Origin of the sequence: Streptomyces kebangsaanensis, from assembly GCF_001906585.1 — a bacterium.
Taxonomy (GTDB): domain Bacteria; phylum Actinomycetota; class Actinomycetes; order Streptomycetales; family Streptomycetaceae; genus Streptomyces; species Streptomyces kebangsaanensis.
This window is the reverse complement of the sequence record NZ_JUJA01000110.1, coordinates 12,540-33,142: the sequence shown is the minus strand read 5'-3', so window position 1 is coordinate 33,142 and position 20,603 is coordinate 12,540. Positions and strand designations below refer to the sequence as shown.

The window sequence follows — 20,603 nt, the reverse complement described above, 5'->3', positions numbered from 1 at the left end:
CGGGGCTCAGCCGAACACTCCGTAGAGGTCGCTGACCCGGTAGCCCCGGTCCTCCGCGAACACCGCGTGCGCCGCCCAGGTGCGGGCCCGGGCGGCCACCTGCCGCCGGTGTTCCGCGTAGGCACGGAACACCTGGGGGAAGTCGGCCGCGTCGCAGTCCATGAGGTCGCCGAGGTGGACGGCGTCCTCCAGCGCCCGGTGGCCGGCGTTCTGCGCGGCGAAGGGCAGCGTGGGGCGGTCGGTGTCACCGGTGAGGACCACGCGGTGGTCCGTCCAGCGGTCGACGGGAGAGCTCCTGCACGGGATCCGCATCCGCCAGTCCTCGCCGAGCCGCAGCAGCCGCCGTACGGACTCCGCGGCGTCGGGACACTCGCGCAGGACCTGCTCGGTGTCGACGGGGACGCCCTCGACCGTCTCGGCGGACTCCTTCAGACAGTGCGCGGAGATCTCGAAGCGGCCCTGCCCGGCCGGGCACGCCATGAGCTGCCAGCCGGGGCTGGCCCACACCGTCAGCACGCTGTCGCGCTGGGCGGCGGGCAGCTTCTCGGAGGGGAGCAGCGAGTGGTAGAAGGTGTTGTGCGAGGGGCGCTGCTCGGCGCCGGTGACCTGGCGGTGCACGGGCGAACAGGAGCCGCCGGCGCCGACGAGGGCGTCACAGCTGTACCGCTCGCCGTTCTCCAGCACGGCGGTCACCCGGTCCGCGCTCTGTTCGTAGCGGACGACCCGGGCACCCGCCCGCAGCCGGACGTGGGGGTTGTCGCGGCAGCGTGCCAGCAGCACGCCGAGCAGCTCGGTGCGGCGTACGACGGTGGAGGGGCAGCTGAGGGGGTGCGGGCCGTCGTCGCCGGTGCCGGGGACCACGGCCAGGGACACCCCCGTGGCGCCCTCCAGGAGCCGTAACTCGCTGATGCGGACCGCCAGTTCGCGCACCGTTTCGCCGACGTCCAGCCGGTCCAGGGCGTGCAGGGTCTCCGTGGAGAGCCGGATCCCGGTCTCCAGTTCCCCGAAGGAGTCCTCGCGTTCGAGGACGAGGACTCGGTGCCGTTGCCGGGCGATGGCGAGGGCTGCGGTGAGTCCGTTGATTCCGCCGTCCGCGACGATGACATCGGCCATGGGGACCGCAGTGTTCCATTGGTGCGCCACATCTCATCCTGGCTTGTGAAGGAAGGTTGCCGGGACCCTTTCGAGCTGACGGGAGCTGGGCCGGCCGACGGGTTGCCCGCCGGCCGGACGGTTCGTCAGGCGGCGACGCCCGTCCAGCGGGGGGTCTTGGCGTAGCGCGGTTCGAAGACCAGCCGGCACAGCACGCGTACGGGTGCCGGCAGCTTGCCGAGCACGTCGGTGCGGGTGGCCGGGGCGGCCCCGTCCAGTGCCCAGGGCAGGAACTCGGCGGCGCCGCTGAGGCCCTGCGTCTTCTGCAGGTACTTCACGTAGCGGTTCCAGCCCTCGCTGCCGAGGTGGGTCTGTGCCAGGGGCAGGGCGAAGTCCTCCTCGTGCTCCATGTGCGCGATCAGCGCCTCGGCGGCCTCCCCGGCGGCCGCGGCCAGCTCGGCGGCGTCGCCGGTGGCGAGGGCGGCGTCGACCTGTGCGAGGAGCGGGTCGATGCGGCCGTGCTCGGCCTCCATCATGTCGAGGACCGCGATGTCCTGCGGGTCGGTGACCTTCTCCCGCAGCTGCGGCCAGATGGACTCGTCCTCCGCCACGTGGTGGGTGTGCAGCTGCCGCTTGAAGGTCTCCCAGCCGTTGCGGACCGACGGGTCGCCGCCGCGGCCGGTCGCCGCCGCGGCGGCCATCCGGCGCAGGTCGCGGGCGAAGGCGTCGTGTGCGAAGTACATCAGGGAGAAGTCGATCTCGCCCGGGATGGGCTTGCGCACCCGCATGGCGCCGCCGCGGGTGTCGTCGGGGCTCTGGGAGGTCATGAGGGGGCTCCTTCGGCCTGCTCAGTTCCAAAGTATCTTACTTAGGAAGTTTCTCTGTATCAGAGTGTTCTGGCAAGGGTGTTCATCGGCCGACGGGAGTGGCACGAGGGGGCGCACGGTGTCCCGGCGGTGGTGCGGTGGTGGTGCGGAGGCGCGGGCGCCGGGCCGGTCAGGGAGTCACCGGGACAGCGCCCGGTCGACGAGCGCGGCCGCCGCGCCCGTGTAGTCGGCCGGATCGCACAGGGCGGCCAGGTCCTTCTCGCCGACCGCGCCCGCGAGACGGGGGTCGGCGGCCAGCAGCTCGTGCAGCGGCAGGCCCGACGCGGCGGCGCGTGCCGTGGCCGTGCCGACCAGGTCCCGGGCCGCCGCCTTGCCCACCACCGGGGCGAGCCGGGCCGCGAGGCGCTCGGAGACCAGCAGGCCGCCCAGCAGCCCGAGGTTCTCCCGCATCCGCTCCGGCCGTACGACGAGACCCGTCGTCAGCTCCACCGCCGTATGGGCGGCTCCTCCGGTCAGCCGCAGGCACTCCCGCAGCAGTTGCCACTCCGCGTGCCACGCCCCGGCCGACCGTTCGTCCTCGGCGAGCAGGCACTGGGTCAGACCGGCGGCGATCACCGGCACCTGGTGGGCCGCGCTGCGGATCAGCGTGGCCAGCACCGGGTTGCGCTTGTGCGGCATCGCCGAGGAACCGCCGCGGCCCTCGACGGCGGGCTCGGTGACCTCACCGACCTCCGTGCGGGTGAGCGACTGCACGTCGACCGCGATCTTGCCGAGCGCACCGGCCGTGAGGGCCAGCGCGCCCGCGAGATCGGCGAGCGGGGTGCGCAGGGCGTGCCAGGGAAGGTCCGAGGGCGCCAGGCCGGTCTCGTCGGCGAAGGCGCGGACGAGGGCGTCGACGTACCGCCCCGGTGCACGGCCGGTGCCGTCGCCCGTCCGCGGGGCGTCGAAGAAGCCGTCGACGCCGGCGTACTCCAGATATCCCGACAGCGTTCCGGCGGCTCCGCCGAGGGACACCGGCAGCCCCTCGTCGAGCACGCGCGCCAGCCGTCGGTCGGCGTCCAGGAGCAGTTTGCGCCAGCCGGCCGCCTTCAGGCCGAAGGTGGTCGGCACGGCCTGGAGCGCCAGGGTCCGTCCGGCCATCGGGGTGTCGCGGTGGTCGCGGGCCAGGGTGGCCAGTGCCGCGGCGGACCGGCCCAGGTCCGCCCGTACGACGCGCAGCGCGCGGGCGGCCACCAGCATGGCGCCGGTGTCGAGGATGTCCTGGCTGGTGGAGCCGCGGTGGACGTACTCGGCGGCGGCGGGAGCGTCCCGGGCCACGACCTCGGTGAGCGCGCGGACCAGCCCGACGACCGGGTTGGCGGTCTCCCGCGAGGCGACGGCCAGTTGCCGCAGGTCCAGCCGCTCCGCCCGCGCCGCCGTGGTGATGGCCTGCGCCGCGGCGGCCGGCACCACCCCCAGCCGCGCCTGCGCCCGCGCCAACGCCGCCTCCGCGTCGAGCAGGGCCTGCAACCAGGCCGTGTCGCAGACGACCGCCTCCACGGGGGTACCGGCTCGCACGGGGGAGAGCAGACCGGCGTCGAGGAGCGCCGGGTCGACGGGTTCCGCGGCCGGGGTGGTGCCGGTGTCCGGGGGAGTGCGGGCCGGTTCCGCGCCGGATCGCGGTCCGCCTTCCCCGTCCGGGGCTGTGCTCGGGGTGGTGGCCGCGTCGGTGTGTCGGGTGTCCGTGGCCGGGGTGGTGCCGGTGCCTGGGGGAGTGTGGGCCGGTTCCGCGCCGGATCGGGGACCGTCTTTCCTGTCCGGGGTGGTGTCCGGGGTGGTGGCCGCGTCGGTGTGTCGGGTGTCCGTGGCCGGTCGGCTGACGGGGCCGGGGCCGTCGGATGCCGCGTCCGGAACCGGTGTCGTTCCGGGGCGTCGTGGGGCGGCCCTGTCGGCCTCGGGGCCCGTCCGACGCGCTCTTGCCGCCCCGGCGTTCGGGTCCGCCGCGCCGCCCGGGGACGCGGCCCGCTCCTCCTGGGCGGTCATACGATCACCCCGGTCGCCCCGGTGAGGTCCATGTCGGCGGAGTCCGGACGGACCTGGGCCGGGATCCGGGTCGCCGGGGGGAGGCCGAGGAGGGCCCGGGCGATGGCGTCGGAGTCGCCGAGGGTGACCGAGTCCACGCCGGGGCGGATGCCGGCGGCGGTGACCCAGTGGACCGACTCGGTGGGAACGCCGAAGGCGAAGCGGCGCGGGTGGGCGTGGCCGTGGGCGTCGAGCAGGTGGTACGGCCGCTCGCCGACGGCGAGTCCGCCGGTCTCGTACACCGTCCCGCAGGCACCCGGGATCCGGTACGGCCCCGCCTGCTCGGTGGCCAGCAGATGGCGCAGCAGCGGATCCTCGGTCCGACGCAGGTCGGGCTCCGGCAGGCGGGCCTCGATCAGCACCCGGGAACGGACGGCCGGCCCCGGCACCTCACGAGACTCGGCGACGAACGAGGGCGACGCGGTGTCGAACCGGATCTCCGTCCCCGGGCCGGTCAGCTCCAGGATCCCCGCCTCGACGAGCGCGATCATCTCCTCGGCGCGGGAGACGGGCGGGCCGATGGAGAGGAACGCGTTGAGCGGGGTGTACCAGCCCTCGAGATCGTCCCGGTGGGAATTGCCGTCCAGTCCGCCGTGGTCGACGGCGAGCCGTATTTCGTTCCGCAGATCACGCAGGACGTCGAGAGCCGCTTTGAGCGGGCCGTTCACATTTCCCGACCTGGCCTCGGCGACATCCCTCTCGAGGTATTCGAGCAGCCAGGAACGGAAAGCGGAACGGTCCGGGAATTCCCGGCCCCGGCAGGGGTGCGCCAGGCGTTCCCAGTCCCAGCGGTCCGCCGGACCGACACCGAATTCGTCGAGCAGCGCGGCCGGGTCCTCCTCGAGCGGCAGCGCCAGGAAGCGGTCGGCGAGGGCCTCCCCCGCGCGCTTCCGTCCGCGCGAGCGGAGCAGCGTGCCGTAGTACACGCTCTCCACTTCCCGGCAGATCACCGGCCACAGGTCGGCGGAGAAGCGCACCCGCTCCCCGCCGGCCGCGCGGGTGCGCAGCCCGGCGATGTACTCCGGGGTGAGCAGCCGCGGCAGGTACCGGCCGTGGGGACCCTTCTGGTTCTCGCCGCGCGCCTGGTACGGCACACCGCGCCGGGAGCTGGCGTACAGCCGGGGCTCGCGACCCGAGGGGCGGTAGACGAGCCGCTCGCCCTCGCGGACGAACGTTCCGCCGCGGCCGGCCGTGAACAGGGCCGTGTAGTCGAAGAAGTTCAGGCCCAGGCCGCGCAGCAGCACCGTCTCGCCGGGCGCGATCGCGTCCAGGTCCACGTCCGCGGGGTTGGACGGCGTGATGTACGTCAGGTAGTGGATGCGGGCCAGCGCCGCCGTGCGCTCCTGGCGCGGGGTGAGCCGGGCCGGCACATGGCCGAGGGCCAGCACGATGGCGTCGAGGTCGTTCAGCCGGGTGCCGTCCTCCAGCCGGACACCCTGCGGCCCGCCGGGGACTCCGTGCGTGTCGGCCATGGCGACCGCGCGCGAGCGGTGCACCCGTACCTCCACGTGCTCGGGGGCGCGGGCGGCGATGCGGCGGAAGCAGGCGCCGAGGTACTCGCCGTACAGGGCCCGGCTCGGGTAGGTGTCGGGGCCGAGCCGGGCCGCCTCGGCCAGGGTCCGCTCGTCGTACCCGTCCGCGGCCGGCGGACCGAGTACGGTCAGCTCCCCCGCCCACTCGTACAGGCTCGGTCCGCGCTCCACCGGGCCGTCGATCGAGACACTGTCGTCGGTGAACACGGTCACCTGCGAGGCGACGGTGTTCATCAGCAGATGCCGTGACTGGTCCGCGCGCCACACCTGCCCCGCGCCCGGCGGGTACGGGTCGACGACGTGCACGAGGAGGGCGGGCCCGGACGCGGAATTCCGCGCGTTCGCGCACAGCCGCTCGAGAACGGACAATCCCCGAGGACCGGCGCCGACAATGCAGAACTCCCTGCGATTACCGCTCATCTGGATACTCCCCAGCGCGCTCGTCCACACCATTCGCCGGATCCTCGCAGTACACGGCCGAATCGGGTCAACGGGCGGCCGCGGTCTCCGTCAAGTCCGCGCGGTCGTCCGTCAAGTCCGCACCGCATTTCCCGGGGACCTGACATATCCGGTCCGGAAGGAAAGCCGCGGCGCACGCCGGATGCCACTCTGTCGGCCATGCGCGCCGCTTACATCGAGCAGCTGGGTTCGCCCGACGAGATCCGCTACGGCGAACTGGCCGACCCGCGACCCGGCCCGACCGACGTCCTCGTCGAAGTCACGGCGACCACGGTGAACCCGGTGGACACGTTCGTGCGTTCGGGGGTCTTCCGCACCCCGGTCTCGTTCCCCCTGGTGATCGGCCGCGACCTGGTCGGCACGGTGGTCGAGGCCGGGCCGGGCGCGGTCGGCTTCCGGGCGGGCGACCGGGTGTGGTGCAACAGCCTGGGCCACGGCGGACGGCAGGGGGCCGCCGCCGAACTGGCCGTCGTACCCGCCGACCGCCTCTACCACCTGCCCGACGGGGTGGACCCGGAGACCGCCGTCTGCGTGCTCCACCCCGGTGGAACCGCGCACCTCGCCCTGCACACGCACGCGAGGGTGCGGCCGGGCGAGACCGTCCTCGTCGCCGGCGCGGCCGGGAACGTCGGAAGCGCGGCGCTGGTGACGGCCGTCGAGGCCGGGGCCCGTGTGGTGTGCACCGCTTCCGCGCGGGACGCCGGGTACTGCCGCTCGCTGGGGGCGGAGGAGGTCTTCGCGTACGACGACCCCGACCTCGCCGAGCGGCTGCGGCACGCTTGCCCGGCGGGCTTCGACGTGTGGCTCGACACCTACGGCACCAACGACCTGACCGCGGCGGTCGACCTCATGGCACCGCGTGCCCGGATCGTCCTGCTGGCCGGCGTCGGCGCCCGGCCGGTGCTGCCGGTGGGGCCCTTCTACATGAAGGACGCCTCGATCCTCGGCTTCGTCATCTCGCACGCCACCACCGCCGAACTGGCCGACGCGGCCGTGGGCGTCAACCGGCTGCTGTCCGCCGGACGGCTGCGCCCGCGCACCGTCGAGCGCGCCCCGCTCGGCGCGGCGGCCGACGCCCACCGGCGGATGGAGAAGGGCGGACTCCGCGGCAGGCGTCTCGTCCTGCGCCCCGACCTGGAACCAAGGACGCCCGACCCCCGGACGGACGGCTGAGCCCGTCCCGACCCGGACCGCACCGAACCGGAAGGACCGGTGAGTTTCCGCAATGGCACACATCCTCATGGCGGGCGGCGGCATCGGCGGCCTGGCGGCCGCGATCTCGCTCGCCGACCAGGGCCACCGGATCACCGTGCTCGAACGCCGTGCCGAGTTCACCGAACTGGGCGCCGGCATCCAGCTGGCCCCGAACGCCTTCCGGGCGCTGGACCGGCTGGGAGCCGGGGACGGCGTCCGGGACCGGGCCGTCTTCATCGACGAGCTGCGGCTGATGGACGGCACCGCCGACGAACTCGTCAACGCCATGCCGCTGACCGGCGCCTACCGGGAGCGGTTCGGCAACCCGTACGCCGTGGTGCACCGCACCGACCTGTACCAGCCGCTGCTCGACGCCTGCCGGGCCCGCCCGGACGAGGTCGTCCTGCGCACTCACAGCACCGTCGTGTCGTACGAGCAGGACACCGCGCACGTGGCCGCGGTCCTGGACACCGGCGAGCGGGTGCCGGCCGACGCCCTGATCGGCGCGGACGGCATCCGCTCCGTCGTACGCGGGCAGCTGCTCGGCGACGGGGAGCCGCGGGTGTCCGGGCACACCATCTACCGCTCCGTCATCCCCATGGAGCGGGTGCCGCGGGAGCTGCGCTCCAACGCCGTGACCCTGTGGGCCGGGCCGCGCTGGCACTTCGTGCACTACCCGATCAGCGGTGGACGCTTCCTCAACCTGGCCGCCACCAGGGACGACGGGGCGGCCGTCCCGGTGGCCGGCCGCCCGGTACCGCGCGAGCACGTGCTCGGCGAGTTCCCCGGCCTCGGCCGCACGGCCGGACGGCTGCTGGGGCTGGGCGAGGACTGGAAGTGCTGGGTGCTGTGCGACCGCGATCCGGTCGCCCGCTGGGTGGACGGCCGGGTGGCCCTGCTCGGCGACGCCGCCCACCCCATGCTCCAGTACGCGGCGCAGGGCGCCTGCATGGCGCTGGAGGACGCGGTGCTCCTCGGCGACCTGCTGGACTGCCCGCCCGAACGCATCCCCGGCCGGCTCGCCGTCTACAACGCGGCACGGCGCGGACGCACCGCCAAGGCCCAGCTGATCGCCCGTGAGATGGGCAGCCAGGTCTACCACCCGGCCGGCGTCGCGGCGAAGGAACGCAACGAGAGGCTGTCCGCGCTGTCCGCCGGGGAGCTCCACGCGCTCGTCGACTGGCTGCACGGATCCCGGGACTTCACCCGGGTCTGAGCCGCCCTCACAGCCCTGTCCCCCCGTCAGGCCGGAAACGGCGCTCTGCGACCAGATCGGAAGTGATCCCGCATGATGAACAGGCTCATCGGCACCAGCGGAAGGACGACGTTCAAGGCCCGCGCCGAGACCGAGATCGCAGCCTCCCCGGAACGGGTCTACAACACCGTCAGCGCCCTCGAACGCAGCGGTGAGTGGAGCCCGGAGTGCACCGGCGGCCAGTGGGTCGAGGGCCGCCCCCGCACCGTGGGCGCGATCTTCCGCGGTGAGAACAACCGCCCCGAGGACGTCGTGGCCTGGGCCCCGGTGATCCGCGGCGACTGGGTCACCGAGTCGGAGGTCCTGGAGGCCGAGCCGGGCCGGGTGTTCCGCTGGACCGTGCTCGACAGCGGGCGGGGCCGCCAGGAGAGCGTGTGGTCCTTCGAGATCGAGCCCGACGGCGAGGGCAGCCGCCTGGTGCACCACTACTGGCTCGGCGAGCTCACCGAGGGCCTGGCGAAGATCTTCGCCAACCTCGACGAGGAGGGCCGCGAGCGCTTCGTCCGCGACTGGAACGCCAAGCTGGCCGAGGACGTGCGCGCCACGGTCGAACGCATCAAGGTCGTCGTGGAAAAGGGCTGACACCGTCCCCGGGCGCGCCGCCCGGCGCGCCCTCGTGCCGGACGGGAAGTCCCCGCTGATGAACACACCCACCCCTGAACACACCCACCCCGGCGGCGGCCGGGGTGGGTGTTCGTGCTCGTCGGCCTCACACCGAACCCGTCGGCCTCACACCGAAGGGGACACGCAGAAGCGGACACACCGGAGCGGGAGGCGGTCCACCAACCGCCTCCCGCTCCGCCCCCGCTGATCCGGCCGACCGACCCGACGCGACCGGATCGGCCCGCACGGGCCCGCTCGGACCCGTGCGGGCCGGCTCAGACCCGTGCGGCCGCGAACCTCCGGGCCGTCTCCGCGACCCTCCTGCCCAGGTGCCGTGCCGTTTCCACGTCCGCCTTGGTGACGGCCTCCGGCCCCAGGTCGACGTCGGCCTGCCCGGCCGCGCCGAGGTAGAAGCCCAGGCGGTTGAGGTCGTGCTCCGATCCCGCGGAGGAGTTCCAGCCCGGCAGCAGGCCGAGGTTGACCCAGTGCATGCCGTGCTGGGCCGCGAGCACCCCGAAGTACTGCAGGGTGTGCAGCTTGTCCCCGCTCTTGGAGCCGGAGACGGTGAACCCGGCGGCCGGCTTGTCCGCCCAGGCCCGCTCGGCCCAGCGGCCGGAGGTGGCCTGCGCGAAGGTGTGGAAGGCGGCCGAGGCGGTGCCCATGTAGGTGGGCGCGCCGAAGACGATGGCGTCGGCGCCGTCCAGCTGCTGCCACTGCCGCTCGGTGATGGTGTCCACCTGGATCGCCGTGACGGCGGCCCCCGCGTCGGCGGCGCCCTCCCGCACGGCCTGGGCGAGCACGGCCGTGTGGCCGTTGCCCGAGTGATAGGCGATCGCCACGGTGGGCGACGGCCCGGCTGACGGTCCAGCCATGTCTGCTCCCTCTGCTCGCTGTGTTGCTCGCTGTGTTCGACGGTCGGAGGTCGACGGTCGGAGGTCGGCGGTCGGCGGTCGGAGGTCGGAGGTCGGCGGTCGGCCCGGAAGGGCCCTAACGGACCTCGGCGGGATGGAGGACCCGCGTCAGTTCCGCGGTGAGGTGGGGCAGGTCCTCCGCGTGGCCGTGCGCGGCGATGTGACCGTCCGGCCGGACGAGGTGGAAGCCCGGCTCCGCGCAGCCCGTGGCGGTCTCGGCGTCCCGGGGGTGCAGCCGGACCAGGCGGAGCCGCGGCCAGCGGGCGGTGACGCGCGCGACCCGTTCGGCCAGGTCGCCGTGCGGCCCGCCCGAGTGGACCACGACGGTCCAGCCCGCGGGGTCGGCCGCGGGTCCCGCGAAGCCGTGGGCCACCGCGACCTCGCGCGGGAAGACCATGCCGATCCGCAGGCGCGCGGGCCGCCGGCGCAGCATCCGGCAACGGCCCGCGGAAGGCCGCTGGGTGGACCGCGCCGGGGTGTACACGACCCGGCGGCCGGCCATCACCGGAAACACGTACCGCGGCACGAGCCCGGACAGGCCCGCCAGCCGGAAGGCCGCGTCCCGGACCGTGATCCGGGCCCGGCTGTCCGCCATCCAGGCGCGGGTCTGCCGGTCGGTGTCGGCCACGATGCGGGTGGTGGCCTCGGCCCGCTCGGGGGTGTAGCTCTCCAGGAGCGACACCGGCGACTCGCCGTGCACCACGGCGGCCAGCTTCCAGGCCAGGTTGAGGGCGTCCTGCAGGCCGTTGTTCATGCCCTGCCCGCCGGCCGGGCTGTGCACGTGCGCGGCGTCCCCGGCCAGGAAGACCCGGCCCCGCTGGTACTCGGTGGCCTGCCGAGCGTGCACCCGGTAGACGGTCTGCCACACCGGTTCGGTGATCCGTACGCCGCCGGGGCCGCGCTCGTCGAGCAGCCGCTGCATCGTCGCGACGTCCACCCGCTGCCCGCCCGGGGGCATGACGGCGAGGACGCGGAACACGCCGCCGGGCAGCGGGGCGATCATCAGCGTGCCGGTGGGCGCCTGGTAGTACAGCAGCCGGCCGGGTGGCAGGGAGCCCTCGACACGGGCGTCGATCAGGGCGAACCGCAGCTCGTAGGTGCTGCCCTGGAAGCCGATGCCGAGCGCGCCGCGCGTACCGCCCGACGCCCCGTCGGCGCCGATCACGAAGGAGGCGCGGAACCGCTCCAGCCCGGCGTCGCCGTGCTCCAGGACCGCGGTCACTCCGTCCGTGGCGTCGATCCGGCCGCTGAAGTCGACGTCGTCGAAGGTGAGCAGGCGCACCCCGCGCTCGACCTTCCCGCCGAGTTGACGCAGCCGCTCGGTGAGCAGGCGCTCGGTCTCGTACTGCGGCAGGTGCAGTGGCCGCAGCCGGTCGGGCACGGTGAACGTCGCCAGCGGCCGGCCGCCGGAGAAGTAACTGAAGCCGTCCACCGGTACCGAGGCGGCCCGCAGGTCCTCGTGGACGCCGAGGTCCTCCAGGATGTCCAGGGCGCGCGGCCACAGCGCCAGCGCCTTCGGCACGGTGGACGCCTCCGGGGCGCGGTCGACCAGCCGGACGCGGACCCCGCGCCGGATCAGCTCGCAGGCGGCGAGCAGTCCGGTGGGTCCCGCGCCGACGATCAGCACGTCGTGGCCGGTGCTCACGCCGGACGCTCCGGGCGTTCGGCCAGGCGGCGGGCCAGCTCGATCCGCTGCACCTTCATGGTGGCGGTGCGCGGCAGCCCGGACAGCGGCATCTGCACGGGCTCCGCCAGCTGCGGGAAGTCGGTGACCGCGCGGCGCCAGCGCTCCATGTCGAGCGGCGCGTTGTCCCGGGTGCACACCACGGGCAGCGGCTCCTTGCGCGGCCCGGGGATGACGACCAGTTCGGACAGCTCCTCCAGGCGGCCCAGGACGGTGTCCTCGATCTCCAGGGTGCTGTCGACGTTCGGGATGACGTCGACGGCCCGGTCGAGCAGGTGCACACAGCCCGTCCGGGTGCGGTAGCCGACGTCGCCGGTCCGCCACCACTTGCCGTCGAGCTCCCTCTGGTAGCGCTCGTCCTCGGCGTAGTAGTTGACCGCGCGGCCGTCGGTCTGCACCTCGATGAAGCCGGGCGTCTTCTTCGACGGCCGCTGCCCGTCGCGGGGCACCACCCGTACGTGCGTCATGCCCGGGACGGGGTAGCCGAGGCAGCGGCCGTTGGCCTTGTGCGCGTTCTTCCGGCTGTACCAGCGGCAGACCAGAGGGCCGCACTCGCTCTGTCCGTAGAACTGGAAGAACAGCGGGTTGCGGCGCCGGGAGGCGGACAGCAGCCGGTGCATGGTGGGCGGGTGGATCGCGTCGAACGTACCGCTGAAGTACTTGACGTTGGACAGGGGCCGCAGCGGGTGGTCGACCAGCTCCTCCCACTCCATGTACGAGTTCGGGTGGGTCTCCACGAAGCCCGGGCGGACCTTCGCGAACAGCTCGGCGACGCGCTCGGGCCGCCCGTCGTCGACGATGACCGCCGGCATGCCCTTGGGCAGGACCACGGCGAGCGCCATGTACATCCGGGAGTGGACGAAGGAGACGTGGACCGCGTACGTCTCCCGCTCGCGGATGAGTCCGGCCAGCATCGCCTGCGGGCGCAGCCGGCCGTGCAGCGACCGCGCGGTGTGCACCACCAGCTTGGGGATCCCGGTGGTGCCGGAGGTGTGGGTCATCAGGGCCGGGGTGTCGGGGGCCGGCTTCACCGGTCGGCGCCGGGGGCTGCCGGCCAGTTCCTCCAGGCTCACCGTGCCGGGCCGGCCGGAGCTGCCGACGCGGACGACGGTGCTGGTCAGGTCCCGCAGCGCGACCCCGGCCAGCTCGCCGGAGAGCTTGCCGCCGTCGGTGATCAGGTGCGGCCGGTCGAGGCGGGCGAGCAGGGCGCCGACGGTGGCGCCGTCGAGGGCCGGCGACAGCAGCGCCGGGGTGGCCCCGATCCGCGCGGCGGCGCAGGCCAGCACGTAGATGTCGAAGTTGTGCGCCTTGTACAGGGCCAGGTGGTCGCGGGGCCGGATGCCGGCCGCCCACAGCCGTCCGGCCATCTCGTCGACCAGATCCGCCAGTTCGGCCACCGTCAGGTGGCGGCCGGTCTCGGGCGCGATGTCCAGGTCGTGGTCGAGGGTGATGGGGGAGTGGGGGTGCCGGGCGGCCGCCTCCTCGGGCACCATGCCCAGATAGAGACCGTTCCTGCCGGCCGGAATGTGGAGCGGCACTTTGCCTCCTCGGACGTGGGAGCGGGAATACGGCCGCCTGTCGCGGGGCGTCTGCGGCCCGCGGTCGGGAAAGCCGTTCGGGGAGCCGTGCGGAACGGTCGTCCGAGCTGTGGCTCCGCTTATTTTTCCGCGGGTTTCCCCGCGGTGTTCAGCAGCTCTGGAGGTGGCGGAGGACCAGCGATTCCTCTTCCTCGGTGAGCCGGATCCGGAATGTGTCGCGCAGTGCCGCCACCGCCTGCTCCCCGGTGAGTTCCGTGCGCCGCGAGCAGCCGTCCGGGCGGGTGCTGGTCAATTCCCGGCCGCGGAGCAGATAGCGGACGTCCGCCGTGCCGCGCATCGCGATCAGCCGGCCGACGAACGTGGAACGCCCGCTGTGCGCCGTGTAGTAGTTGGACACCTCGAAATCCACGGGGAAGTGCCGCTCCTCCCGGAACGAGTACAGGTCGAACCACCCGTCCCCGTGCAGGGACTGCAGCACCCACTGGTCGCCCTCGGTCACCACCCGCCAGCGCCACCCGCCGACCTCGATCCCGGCGCCCGCGACCAGCGGCACGGGCTCCAGGACCCCCTCGTCGCCGAACCCGGCGTCGGCCAGCCACCGCCGGCCGTCCGCCTCGACGCGGAGCAGGGCGTGGGCCCGGTAGCGGATCCGGTCGCTGCCGCGCCGCACCCGGCCGAGGAAGCGGGTCACCGGGAAGCCGAGGCGCTCCAGGGCGGCGGCGAAGAGCAGGTTGTGCTCGAAGCAGTAGCCGCCGCGGCCGGCCAGGACGAGCTTGCGCTGCAGATCCGCCGGCTCCAGGGAGACGCCGCGCCCCAGCACCACGTCCACGTTCTCGAACGCGACGGCAGCCACGTGCGCGCGCTGCAGCGCACGCAGCGTCTCCGCGCCGGCGTCACGCGGACCGTCGTAACCGATGCGCCCGAGATAGGCGTCGAGGTCCAGGCTTTCGGCCCCCCAGGAAGAATTCCCGGGAACGGATTGCCCGCCGGGCCGGAAATCGGGCTGAGTATCGGGCCGTACGGCATTTTCCACGGATCCCACGGCACTTCCCCTCGGCGAACTCACTGCACGGGTGCCGGAATCCTCACGGCATCGATCAGGGGGCGTCAACGCGTCATTTCACACTCCGTCAAGTGCCCCATGAGCGGGGTGGATTGCCCTGTTCTCGTCCGCTTCGTTCCGGTCGTCGCCGGGGCGGAACCTGATGGATTCAGCCTCACCTGACGGAGTGCGGATCCGTTCTTTGTCCGCCCGTCACGGCGCGTCGCAGGATCGATGGGTACTGGCCGGAACCCGGCCGGTCGGAGTCCTTCACCCGCCCCAGGGAGTGCCTGAGCCATGACCATGAGTATCTCGTCGGGCGCCGCGCGGCAGGCGCCGTCGCCGGGCCGCTCGCCCGGTGGTGCCGGCACCGTCGCCGGCACCACGGCCGGGCGGGTCGCCGGATCCCGGGAGGGCGAGGTCACCGTCTTCCGCGGCGTCCCCTACGCCAGGGCACCGGTCGGCGAACTGCGGTTCGCCTCGCCCCGGCCGCCCGAGCCCTGGAGCGGGGTGCGCGACGCCACCAGGTTCTCGCCCGCCTTCGTGCAGTCCGGCCCGGCGCCGAGCAGCGAGGACGCCCTGTACGCCAACGTCTGGACCCCCGGCACGGCAGGCCGGCGGCCCGTCATGGTCTACGTCCACGGCGGCGGCTGGCAGGTCGGCGCGGGCAGTGTGCCCACCTTCGACGGGGCGTGGCTCGCCGCCACCGGCGGCATCGTCGTCGTGAACTTCAACTACCGGCTCGGCGTGTTCGGCTGGGGACTGCACGAGGCGTACGCCGATCCCGCCACCGGCCTGACGGCCAACTGGGGCCTGCAGGACCAGATCGCACTGCTGCGCTGGGTGCGGGAGAACGCCGCCGCGTTCGGCGGCGACCCCGACGACATCACCCTGTGCGGGACCTCCGCGGGCGGCGCCACCGCCTGGCAGCTGGCGCTGCTGCCGGAGCTGAGGGGGACGATCCGGCGGCTGGTCGCGATCAGCGCCGCCCACCCCTGGCAGCCGGCCTTCTCCCTCACCCCCGACGACGCCCGCGTCGCCCACGAGACGATCGCGCTGCGCCTGGGCACCGACCCGAGGGGACTGCGCGAGGTGCCGGCGGCGGTGCTGCACGAGGAGTGGATGCGGTTCTTCTCCGGCGACCCCGACGACCGCCCGGTCGCCAGCGGCCGGGAGTACCGCGGCCCGGTGCTCGACGGACGGCTGGTCACCGCGTTCCCGCACGACCTGCCCACCCCCGACGTGCCCGTGATGACCATCTACAACAGCACCGAGGGCTCCTTCTTCACCGACCCGCTGTCCCCCTCGTTCCCGCCCGCGCCGCCCGCACCCACCGACGACGCCGGACTGCGCGACGCCGTACGGGGAGTGCTGCGCAAGATGACGCCCGTGGTCGGCACCCCGCTGGTCGACGCCTGCGTGGACGCCTACCGCCGGGCCGCCGCGGCGGAAGGACTGGCCGACGACCCGCGCAGCCTGTGGACCGAGGTGTGGGGCGACGGGCTGTTCCGCCACCGCGTCGTCCGGCTCGCCGAGCGCCACGCCGCCACCGGCACCACACCCCAGTACGTCATGGAGTTCTCGCACCCCACCCGGGCGCCGCACTTCGGCACCCCGCACGACGCCACCTCGAAGTTCCTCTTCGGCTCGCACCGCCTGCCCCCGCACGCCGGGCAGTTCGGCGACGGACGGCTGGAGCGGCGGATCTCCCGGAACTTCGCGGAACTCGTCTCCTCCTTCGTCCGGGGCGGCCCGCCGCACAGCCCGGACGTCCCCGACTGGCCGGTCTTCGCACCGGACCGCCCCACCACGCTGGTCCTCGGCGGCGAGCAGGTGGCCGCGGTCGCCGTCACGCCGAAGCGGCGGCAGCTGCGGTTCTGGGACCGGAGCGGCCTGCTCCCCGTCCCGTGATCCGTGCACCGGCACCGCCACGGTCCCCCGCCGCGCCGGCGCGGGCCCGTCGAGGAGCCGCCGCAGGTCCGCCGTAGGTCCGCCGTGGGCCGTCCCCTTCGTCCCAGGAGAGTCACGTGGATGACATTCTGCTCACCGTCCGCTCCCGGCCGGCCCGGCAGCAACCGACGTGGCCGGACGCGGAGGCGGTCCGGCGCGTGCGGGACCAGCTGCGCCACCGCCCCGCGCTGGTCCGGGCCGAGGACGTGGACGACCTGCGCTCCCTGCTGAGCAGGGTCGCCGACAACGAGGCCCAGGTGGTCCAGGCCGGCGACTGCGCGGAGGACCCCGAGGAGTGCACCCAGGGATACGTCGCCCGCAAGGCCGGGCTGCTGGACCTGCTGGCCGGGGCGATGCGGATGGCCACCCACAAGCCGGTGGTCCGCGTCGGACGCGTCGCGGGCCAGTTCGCCAAGCCCCGTTCCCGGCCCGTCGAGCGGGTCGGCGACACCGAACTGCCCGTGTTCCGCGGCCACCTCGTCAACGGCCCGGAGCCCGACCCCGGCAGCAGGACCCCCGACCCGGTCCGCATGCTCGACTGCTACGCCGCCGCCGGCCGGGCCATGACCCACCTGGGCTGGCCGCACTTCACCGACGAGCACGTGATCGGCCCCCGGGTGTGGACCAGCCACGAGGCGCTGGTGCTCGACTACGAACTGCCCCTGCTGCGCCGGGACGAGCGGGGCCGGCTGCTGCTGGCCTCCACGCACTGGCCGTGGATCGGCGAGCGCACCAACCAGCCGGACGGCGCCCATGTCGCGCTGCTCGCCCAGGTGATGAACCCGGTGGCGCTCAAGGTCGGACCCCGGACGACCCCCGAGGAACTGCTGCGGCTGTGCGAACGGCTCGACCCCGGGCGGGAGAAGGGGCGGCTCACGCTCATCTCGCGGATGGGCGCCGACGCCGTCACGGACCGGCTGCCGAGGCTGGTGGAGGCGGCGCGTACGGCCGGCCACCCGGTGATCTGGCTGTGCGATCCGATGCACGGCAACACCGTCACCACCGCCGAAGGCCTCAAGACCCGGTACGTCGAGGCGCTGGAGCGGGAGATCCGCGGCTTCCAGTGCGCCGTCCGCTCGGCGGGCGGCGCCCCGGGCGGGCTGCACCTGGAGACCACGCCCGACGAGGTCACCGAGTGCGTGGCCGGCGCGGCCGAGGCCGGCCGGGTCGGCGACAAGTACACGAGTTTCTGCGATCCGCGGCTCAATCCCCGGCAGGCCGTTTCCCTGATCAACGCCTGGCGGGGCTGACGGCCCCGGAAGTCCCGTACCGCAAGGAGGTTGGCCCCATGGACACACGAGCCACCCGGACGCCGACGGCGCCGGGGCGCAGCACGACGACCCAGGTCGCCCTCGTCACGGGAGCCGCCGGCGGCATCGGATCGGCGGTGGCCAGAACGCTGGCGGAGCGGGGGATCGGCGTCGCCGCCGTCGACGTGCGCACCACGGAGCTGCGCGAGCTGGCGGAGAAGCTGACCGCCGACGGACTCACCGTCGCGGCGCTGCCCGCCGACGTGGCCGGCGCCGACCGGGCCGAGGCCGTCGTCGAGGAGGCCGAACAACGGCTCGGCCCGCTCGACTTCCTGGTCAACGCGGCCGGTGTGCTGCGCCTCGGCCGGGTGCCGGAGTACCGCCCCGAGGACTGGAGCACGACCTTCTCGGTCAACGCCCAGGGCGTCTTCCTCATGTCCCAGGCGGTGGTACGGCGGATGGTGCCCCGGCGCCGCGGAGCGATCGTCACCGTGTCCTCCAACGCGGCGGCCGTCCCCCGCGCGGGAATGGCCGCGTACGCCGCCTCCAAGGCCGCGGCGACGATGTTCACCAAGAGCCTCGGCCTGGAGGTCGCCCGGTACGGCATCCGCTGCAACGTGGTGGCGCCCGGCTCCACCGACACCCCGATGCTCAGCTCGATGTGGCAGGACGCCTCGGGCCCCCGGCGGACGATCGACGGCAACCCCGGGGACTTCCGGGTGGGCATCCCGCTCGGCAGGCTGGCCGTCCCCTCCGACGTCGCCGAAGCGGTCGCTTTCCTCCTCTCGGACCAGGCGTCCCACATCACCCTGCACGCCCTGACGGTGGACGGCGGTGCGGCGCTCGGCGCGTGACGCGCCGCCGCACCCGACACGGGAGGACAGCCATGAAGTTCACGGCCGGCATACCGGCGATCGACCCCTATCCGCTGCCGACGGCGGAGGACCTGCCCGAGAACGTCGCGGCCTGGACACCGGACCCGCGACGGGCGGTGCTCCTCGTCCACGACATGCAGCGCTACTTCCTGCGGCCGCTGCCCGCCGGCCCGCGCGAGCAGCTCGTGCGCAACGCGGTACGGCTGCGCGAGGCCTGCGCCGCGGCCGGCGTCCCGGTGTCCTACACCACCCAGCCGGGCGACATGACCCCCGAACAGCGCGGACTGCTGCACGACTTCTGGGGGCCCGGCATGCGGGTCGACCCCGCCGACCGGCTCGTCGTGGACGCCCTCGCGCCCGCCGCCGGGGACCGGGTGCTCACCAAGTGGCGCTACAGCGCGTTCTTCCGGTCCGACCTGCTGGAGTTCATGCGCGGGCGGGGACGGGACCAGCTCGTGGTCTGCGGGGTGTACGCGCACGTCGGCGTGCTCACCACCGCGCTGGAGGCGTTCAGCAACGACATCCAGGTGTTCCTGGCCGCCGACGCGGTCGCCGACTTCTCCAGGGACGCCCATCGGATGGCCCTCGACTACGCGGCGGGACGCTGCGCGGTCGTCGCCACGACCACGGCACTCGTCGACCGGCTGGGCGTCCGCACCGCGGCGGCGCCCTCCGGCAGCCTGGGAGCGTCCGCATGAGGACCGGTCCCGCGGACGGCGGGTCCCTGTTCGACCGGATCCTCGGTCCGGGGCCGCGGCCCGCCGCGTTCGCCCTGCTGCACCGCCCCGAACGCTCACCCGGCCTGCTGGACGTCCTGGCGGGCGAGGTCTCCACCCCGGACGGGCTCACCGGCCTGCCGCTGCCCGACCCGTCCGACCCGTCCGACGCGTCCCCGGACCCCGCCGGCGCACCCCGGCACGACCTGCTGGCCGTGGTGCCCTACCGGCAGATCTCCGAGCGCGGCTTCGTGTGCAACGACGACGCGGCACCGCTGCTCGCACTGCGGGTCACCGAGCAGGAGACCGTACCGGTGGCCCGGGCCTCGGCACGCATCCCGGACCGGCCCATCCGGCTGTCCGGCGGCGGCTTCGACATCGACGACACGGCGTACGCCGACATCGTGCGGAAGATCGTCACGGACGAGATCGGCAGCGGCCAGGGCGCGAACTTCGTCATCAAGCGCACCTTCACCGCCGAGATCGAGGACTACGACCCGCTCGACGCGCTGGTCTTCTTCCGCCGGCTGCTGGAGCGCGAGTCGAACGCCTACTGGACCTTCCTGGTGCACGTCGGCGCCCGCACCTTCGTCGGCGCCACGCCCGAGCGGCACGTCAGCCTGCACCACGGCACGGCCGTGATGAACCCCGTCAGCGGCACCTACCGCTACCCCGCCTCGGGCCCCTCGCTGCCCGGCCTCATGGAGTTCCTCGCCGACCGCAAGGAGGCGGACGAGCTGTACATGGTGGTCGACGAGGAACTGAAGATGATGGCCCGCATCTGCGACGGCGGCGTCCGCGTCACCGGCCCGTACCTCAAGGAGATGGCCCGCCTCGCGCACACCGAGTACCTGCTCTCCGGGCACAGCACCCGCGACCCGCGGGACATCCTGCGCGAGACGATGTTCGCCCCCACCGTCACCGGCAGCCCGCTGGAGAGCGCCTGCCGGGTCGTCGAACGCTACGAGCGGTCGGGCCGCCGCTACTACAGCGGGGTCATGGCCCTGATCGGGCGGGACGCGCACGGCGGGCGGGACCTCGACTCCTCCATCCTCATCCGCACCGCGGAGATCGACGCCGGCGGCCGGGTCGGCATCGGCGTGGGCGCCACGCTCGTACGCCACTCGGACCCGGAGTCCGAGGTCGCCGAGACCGCGGCGAAGGCCGCCGGGCTGCTCTCGGCCCTGCGGGAGTCCGACCCCCCGGCCCTGAGCCGGCACCCGGACGTGGTGTCCACGCTGCGCCGGCGCAACGAGCACCTCGCCGGGTTCTGGCTCGCCGAGGACGGCGGACCGCCCGCGCCGCGCCACCCCGGACTGACCGGTCTGCGCACGCTCGTCGTCGACGCCGAGGACACCTTCACCGCGATGATCGCCCACCAGCTGTCCGCCCTGGGACCGGAGGTGACGGTCCGCCGCTTCGACCAGCGGTACGACGTCGACGCCTACGACATGGTGGTGATGGGGCCCGGCCCCGGCGACCCCCAGCAGACGGACGACCCGCGCATCGCCGCCGTACACGGCACCGTGGCACGGCTGTTGCGGGACCGGCGGCCGTTCCTGGCCGTCTGCCTCAGCCACCAGGTGCTCAGCCTGCGGCTCGGGCTCGACGTCC

The 20,603-nt window shown here is 73.9% G+C and carries 15 protein-coding genes and 1 pseudogene; 8 read left to right on the top strand and 8 right to left on the bottom strand.

What is annotated here, in order from left to right:
• Positions 1 to 6: 6 nt before the first annotated feature.
• The 4 genes from RH94_RS15970 to RH94_RS15955 all read right to left on the bottom strand — a co-directional run bounded on the left by RH94_RS15970 (position 7) and on the right by RH94_RS15955 (position 5,932).
• The gene (locus RH94_RS15970) at positions 7 to 1,113 is read right to left on the bottom strand and encodes an FAD-dependent monooxygenase (RefSeq protein WP_073948251.1); all 1,107 of its coding nucleotides are present in this window, start codon (positions 1,111 to 1,113) and stop codon (positions 7 to 9) included.
• Between the two features lie 125 nt (positions 1,114 to 1,238).
• Entirely contained in the window at positions 1,239 to 1,919 is a 681-nt protein-coding gene (locus tag RH94_RS15965; protein ID WP_234425805.1) for a hemerythrin domain-containing protein, read from the bottom strand.
• A 177-nt stretch (positions 1,920 to 2,096) separates the two neighbouring features.
• Positions 2,097 to 3,488, bottom strand: a complete 1,392-nt coding sequence (pcaB, locus tag RH94_RS15960; RefSeq protein WP_073948295.1) for a 3-carboxy-cis,cis-muconate cycloisomerase — start codon at positions 3,486 to 3,488, stop codon at positions 2,097 to 2,099.
• 449 nt (positions 3,489 to 3,937) lie between these two features.
• Positions 3,938 to 5,932, bottom strand: a complete 1,995-nt coding sequence (locus RH94_RS15955) for an FAD/NAD(P)-binding protein (RefSeq protein ID WP_073948250.1) — start codon at positions 5,930 to 5,932, stop codon at positions 3,938 to 3,940.
• A gap of 198 nt (positions 5,933 to 6,130) precedes the next feature.
• Here RH94_RS15955 and RH94_RS15950 point away from each other — a divergent pair, with 198 nt between their 5' ends.
• The 3 genes from RH94_RS15950 (at position 6,131) to RH94_RS15940 (ending at position 9,002) form a co-directional block, all read left to right on the top strand.
• Positions 6,131 to 7,144 carry an NADPH:quinone reductase gene (locus RH94_RS15950; RefSeq protein WP_073948249.1) on the top strand — a complete coding sequence of 338 codons (1,014 nt, stop codon included), beginning with the start codon at positions 6,131 to 6,133 and terminating at the stop codon, positions 7,142 to 7,144.
• A gap of 52 nt (positions 7,145 to 7,196) precedes the next feature.
• Entirely contained in the window at positions 7,197 to 8,381 is a 1,185-nt protein-coding gene (locus RH94_RS15945) for an FAD-dependent monooxygenase (protein WP_073948248.1), read from the top strand.
• Between the two features lie 72 nt (positions 8,382 to 8,453).
• Complete coding sequence (locus RH94_RS15940) at positions 8,454 to 9,002, top strand: SRPBCC family protein (RefSeq protein ID WP_073948247.1); 549 nt, start codon at positions 8,454 to 8,456, stop codon at positions 9,000 to 9,002.
• A 296-nt stretch (positions 9,003 to 9,298) separates the two neighbouring features.
• On the opposite strand, the gene RH94_RS15935 is transcribed toward RH94_RS15940, so the two are convergent.
• The 4 genes from RH94_RS15935 to RH94_RS15920 all read right to left on the bottom strand — a co-directional run bounded on the left by RH94_RS15935 (position 9,299) and on the right by RH94_RS15920 (position 14,198).
• On the bottom strand, positions 9,299 to 9,895 hold the full coding sequence (locus RH94_RS15935) for a flavodoxin family protein (protein WP_073948246.1): 597 nt from the start codon (positions 9,893 to 9,895) through the stop codon (positions 9,299 to 9,301).
• Positions 9,896 to 10,010: 115 nt separating this feature from the next.
• On the bottom strand, positions 10,011 to 11,579 hold the full coding sequence (locus RH94_RS15930; RefSeq protein WP_073948245.1) for an FAD-dependent monooxygenase: 1,569 nt from the start codon (positions 11,577 to 11,579) through the stop codon (positions 10,011 to 10,013).
• Positions 11,576 to 13,111, bottom strand: a complete 1,536-nt coding sequence (locus RH94_RS15925) for a class I adenylate-forming enzyme family protein (RefSeq protein ID WP_073948294.1) — start codon at positions 13,109 to 13,111, stop codon at positions 11,576 to 11,578. The genes RH94_RS15930 and RH94_RS15925 overlap by 4 nt, the downstream gene beginning before the upstream one ends.
• A 193-nt stretch (positions 13,112 to 13,304) precedes the next feature.
• Positions 13,305 to 14,198 carry an arylamine N-acetyltransferase family protein gene (locus tag RH94_RS15920; RefSeq protein WP_234425804.1) on the bottom strand — a complete coding sequence of 298 codons (894 nt, stop codon included), beginning with the start codon at positions 14,196 to 14,198 and terminating at the stop codon, positions 13,305 to 13,307.
• 297 nt (positions 14,199 to 14,495) lie between these two features.
• Between RH94_RS15920 and RH94_RS15915 the strand changes: the two genes are divergently transcribed.
• The 5 genes and pseudogenes from RH94_RS15915 to RH94_RS15895 form a co-directional block, all read left to right on the top strand.
• Complete coding sequence (locus RH94_RS15915; RefSeq protein WP_079189053.1) at positions 14,496 to 16,109, top strand: carboxylesterase/lipase family protein; 1,614 nt, start codon at positions 14,496 to 14,498, stop codon at positions 16,107 to 16,109.
• A gap of 116 nt (positions 16,110 to 16,225) precedes the next feature.
• Positions 16,226 to 17,398 (top strand): 3-deoxy-7-phosphoheptulonate synthase, encoded by a 1,173-nt coding sequence (locus RH94_RS15910; protein ID WP_073948244.1) that lies wholly within the window; start codon positions 16,226 to 16,228, stop codon positions 17,396 to 17,398.
• A gap of 38 nt (positions 17,399 to 17,436) precedes the next feature.
• Positions 17,437 to 18,252 (top strand): 2,3-dihydro-2,3-dihydroxybenzoate dehydrogenase, encoded by an 816-nt coding sequence (locus tag RH94_RS15905; RefSeq protein WP_073948243.1) that lies wholly within the window; start codon positions 17,437 to 17,439, stop codon positions 18,250 to 18,252.
• A gap of 32 nt (positions 18,253 to 18,284) precedes the next feature.
• Positions 18,285 to 18,971, top strand: a complete 687-nt coding sequence (locus tag RH94_RS15900; protein ID WP_073948242.1) for an isochorismatase family protein — start codon at positions 18,285 to 18,287, stop codon at positions 18,969 to 18,971.
• A pseudogene (locus RH94_RS15895) lies at positions 18,968 to 20,603 on the top strand (chorismate-binding protein); the annotation flags it as partial. The gene RH94_RS15900 and the pseudogene RH94_RS15895, both read left to right, overlap by 4 nt.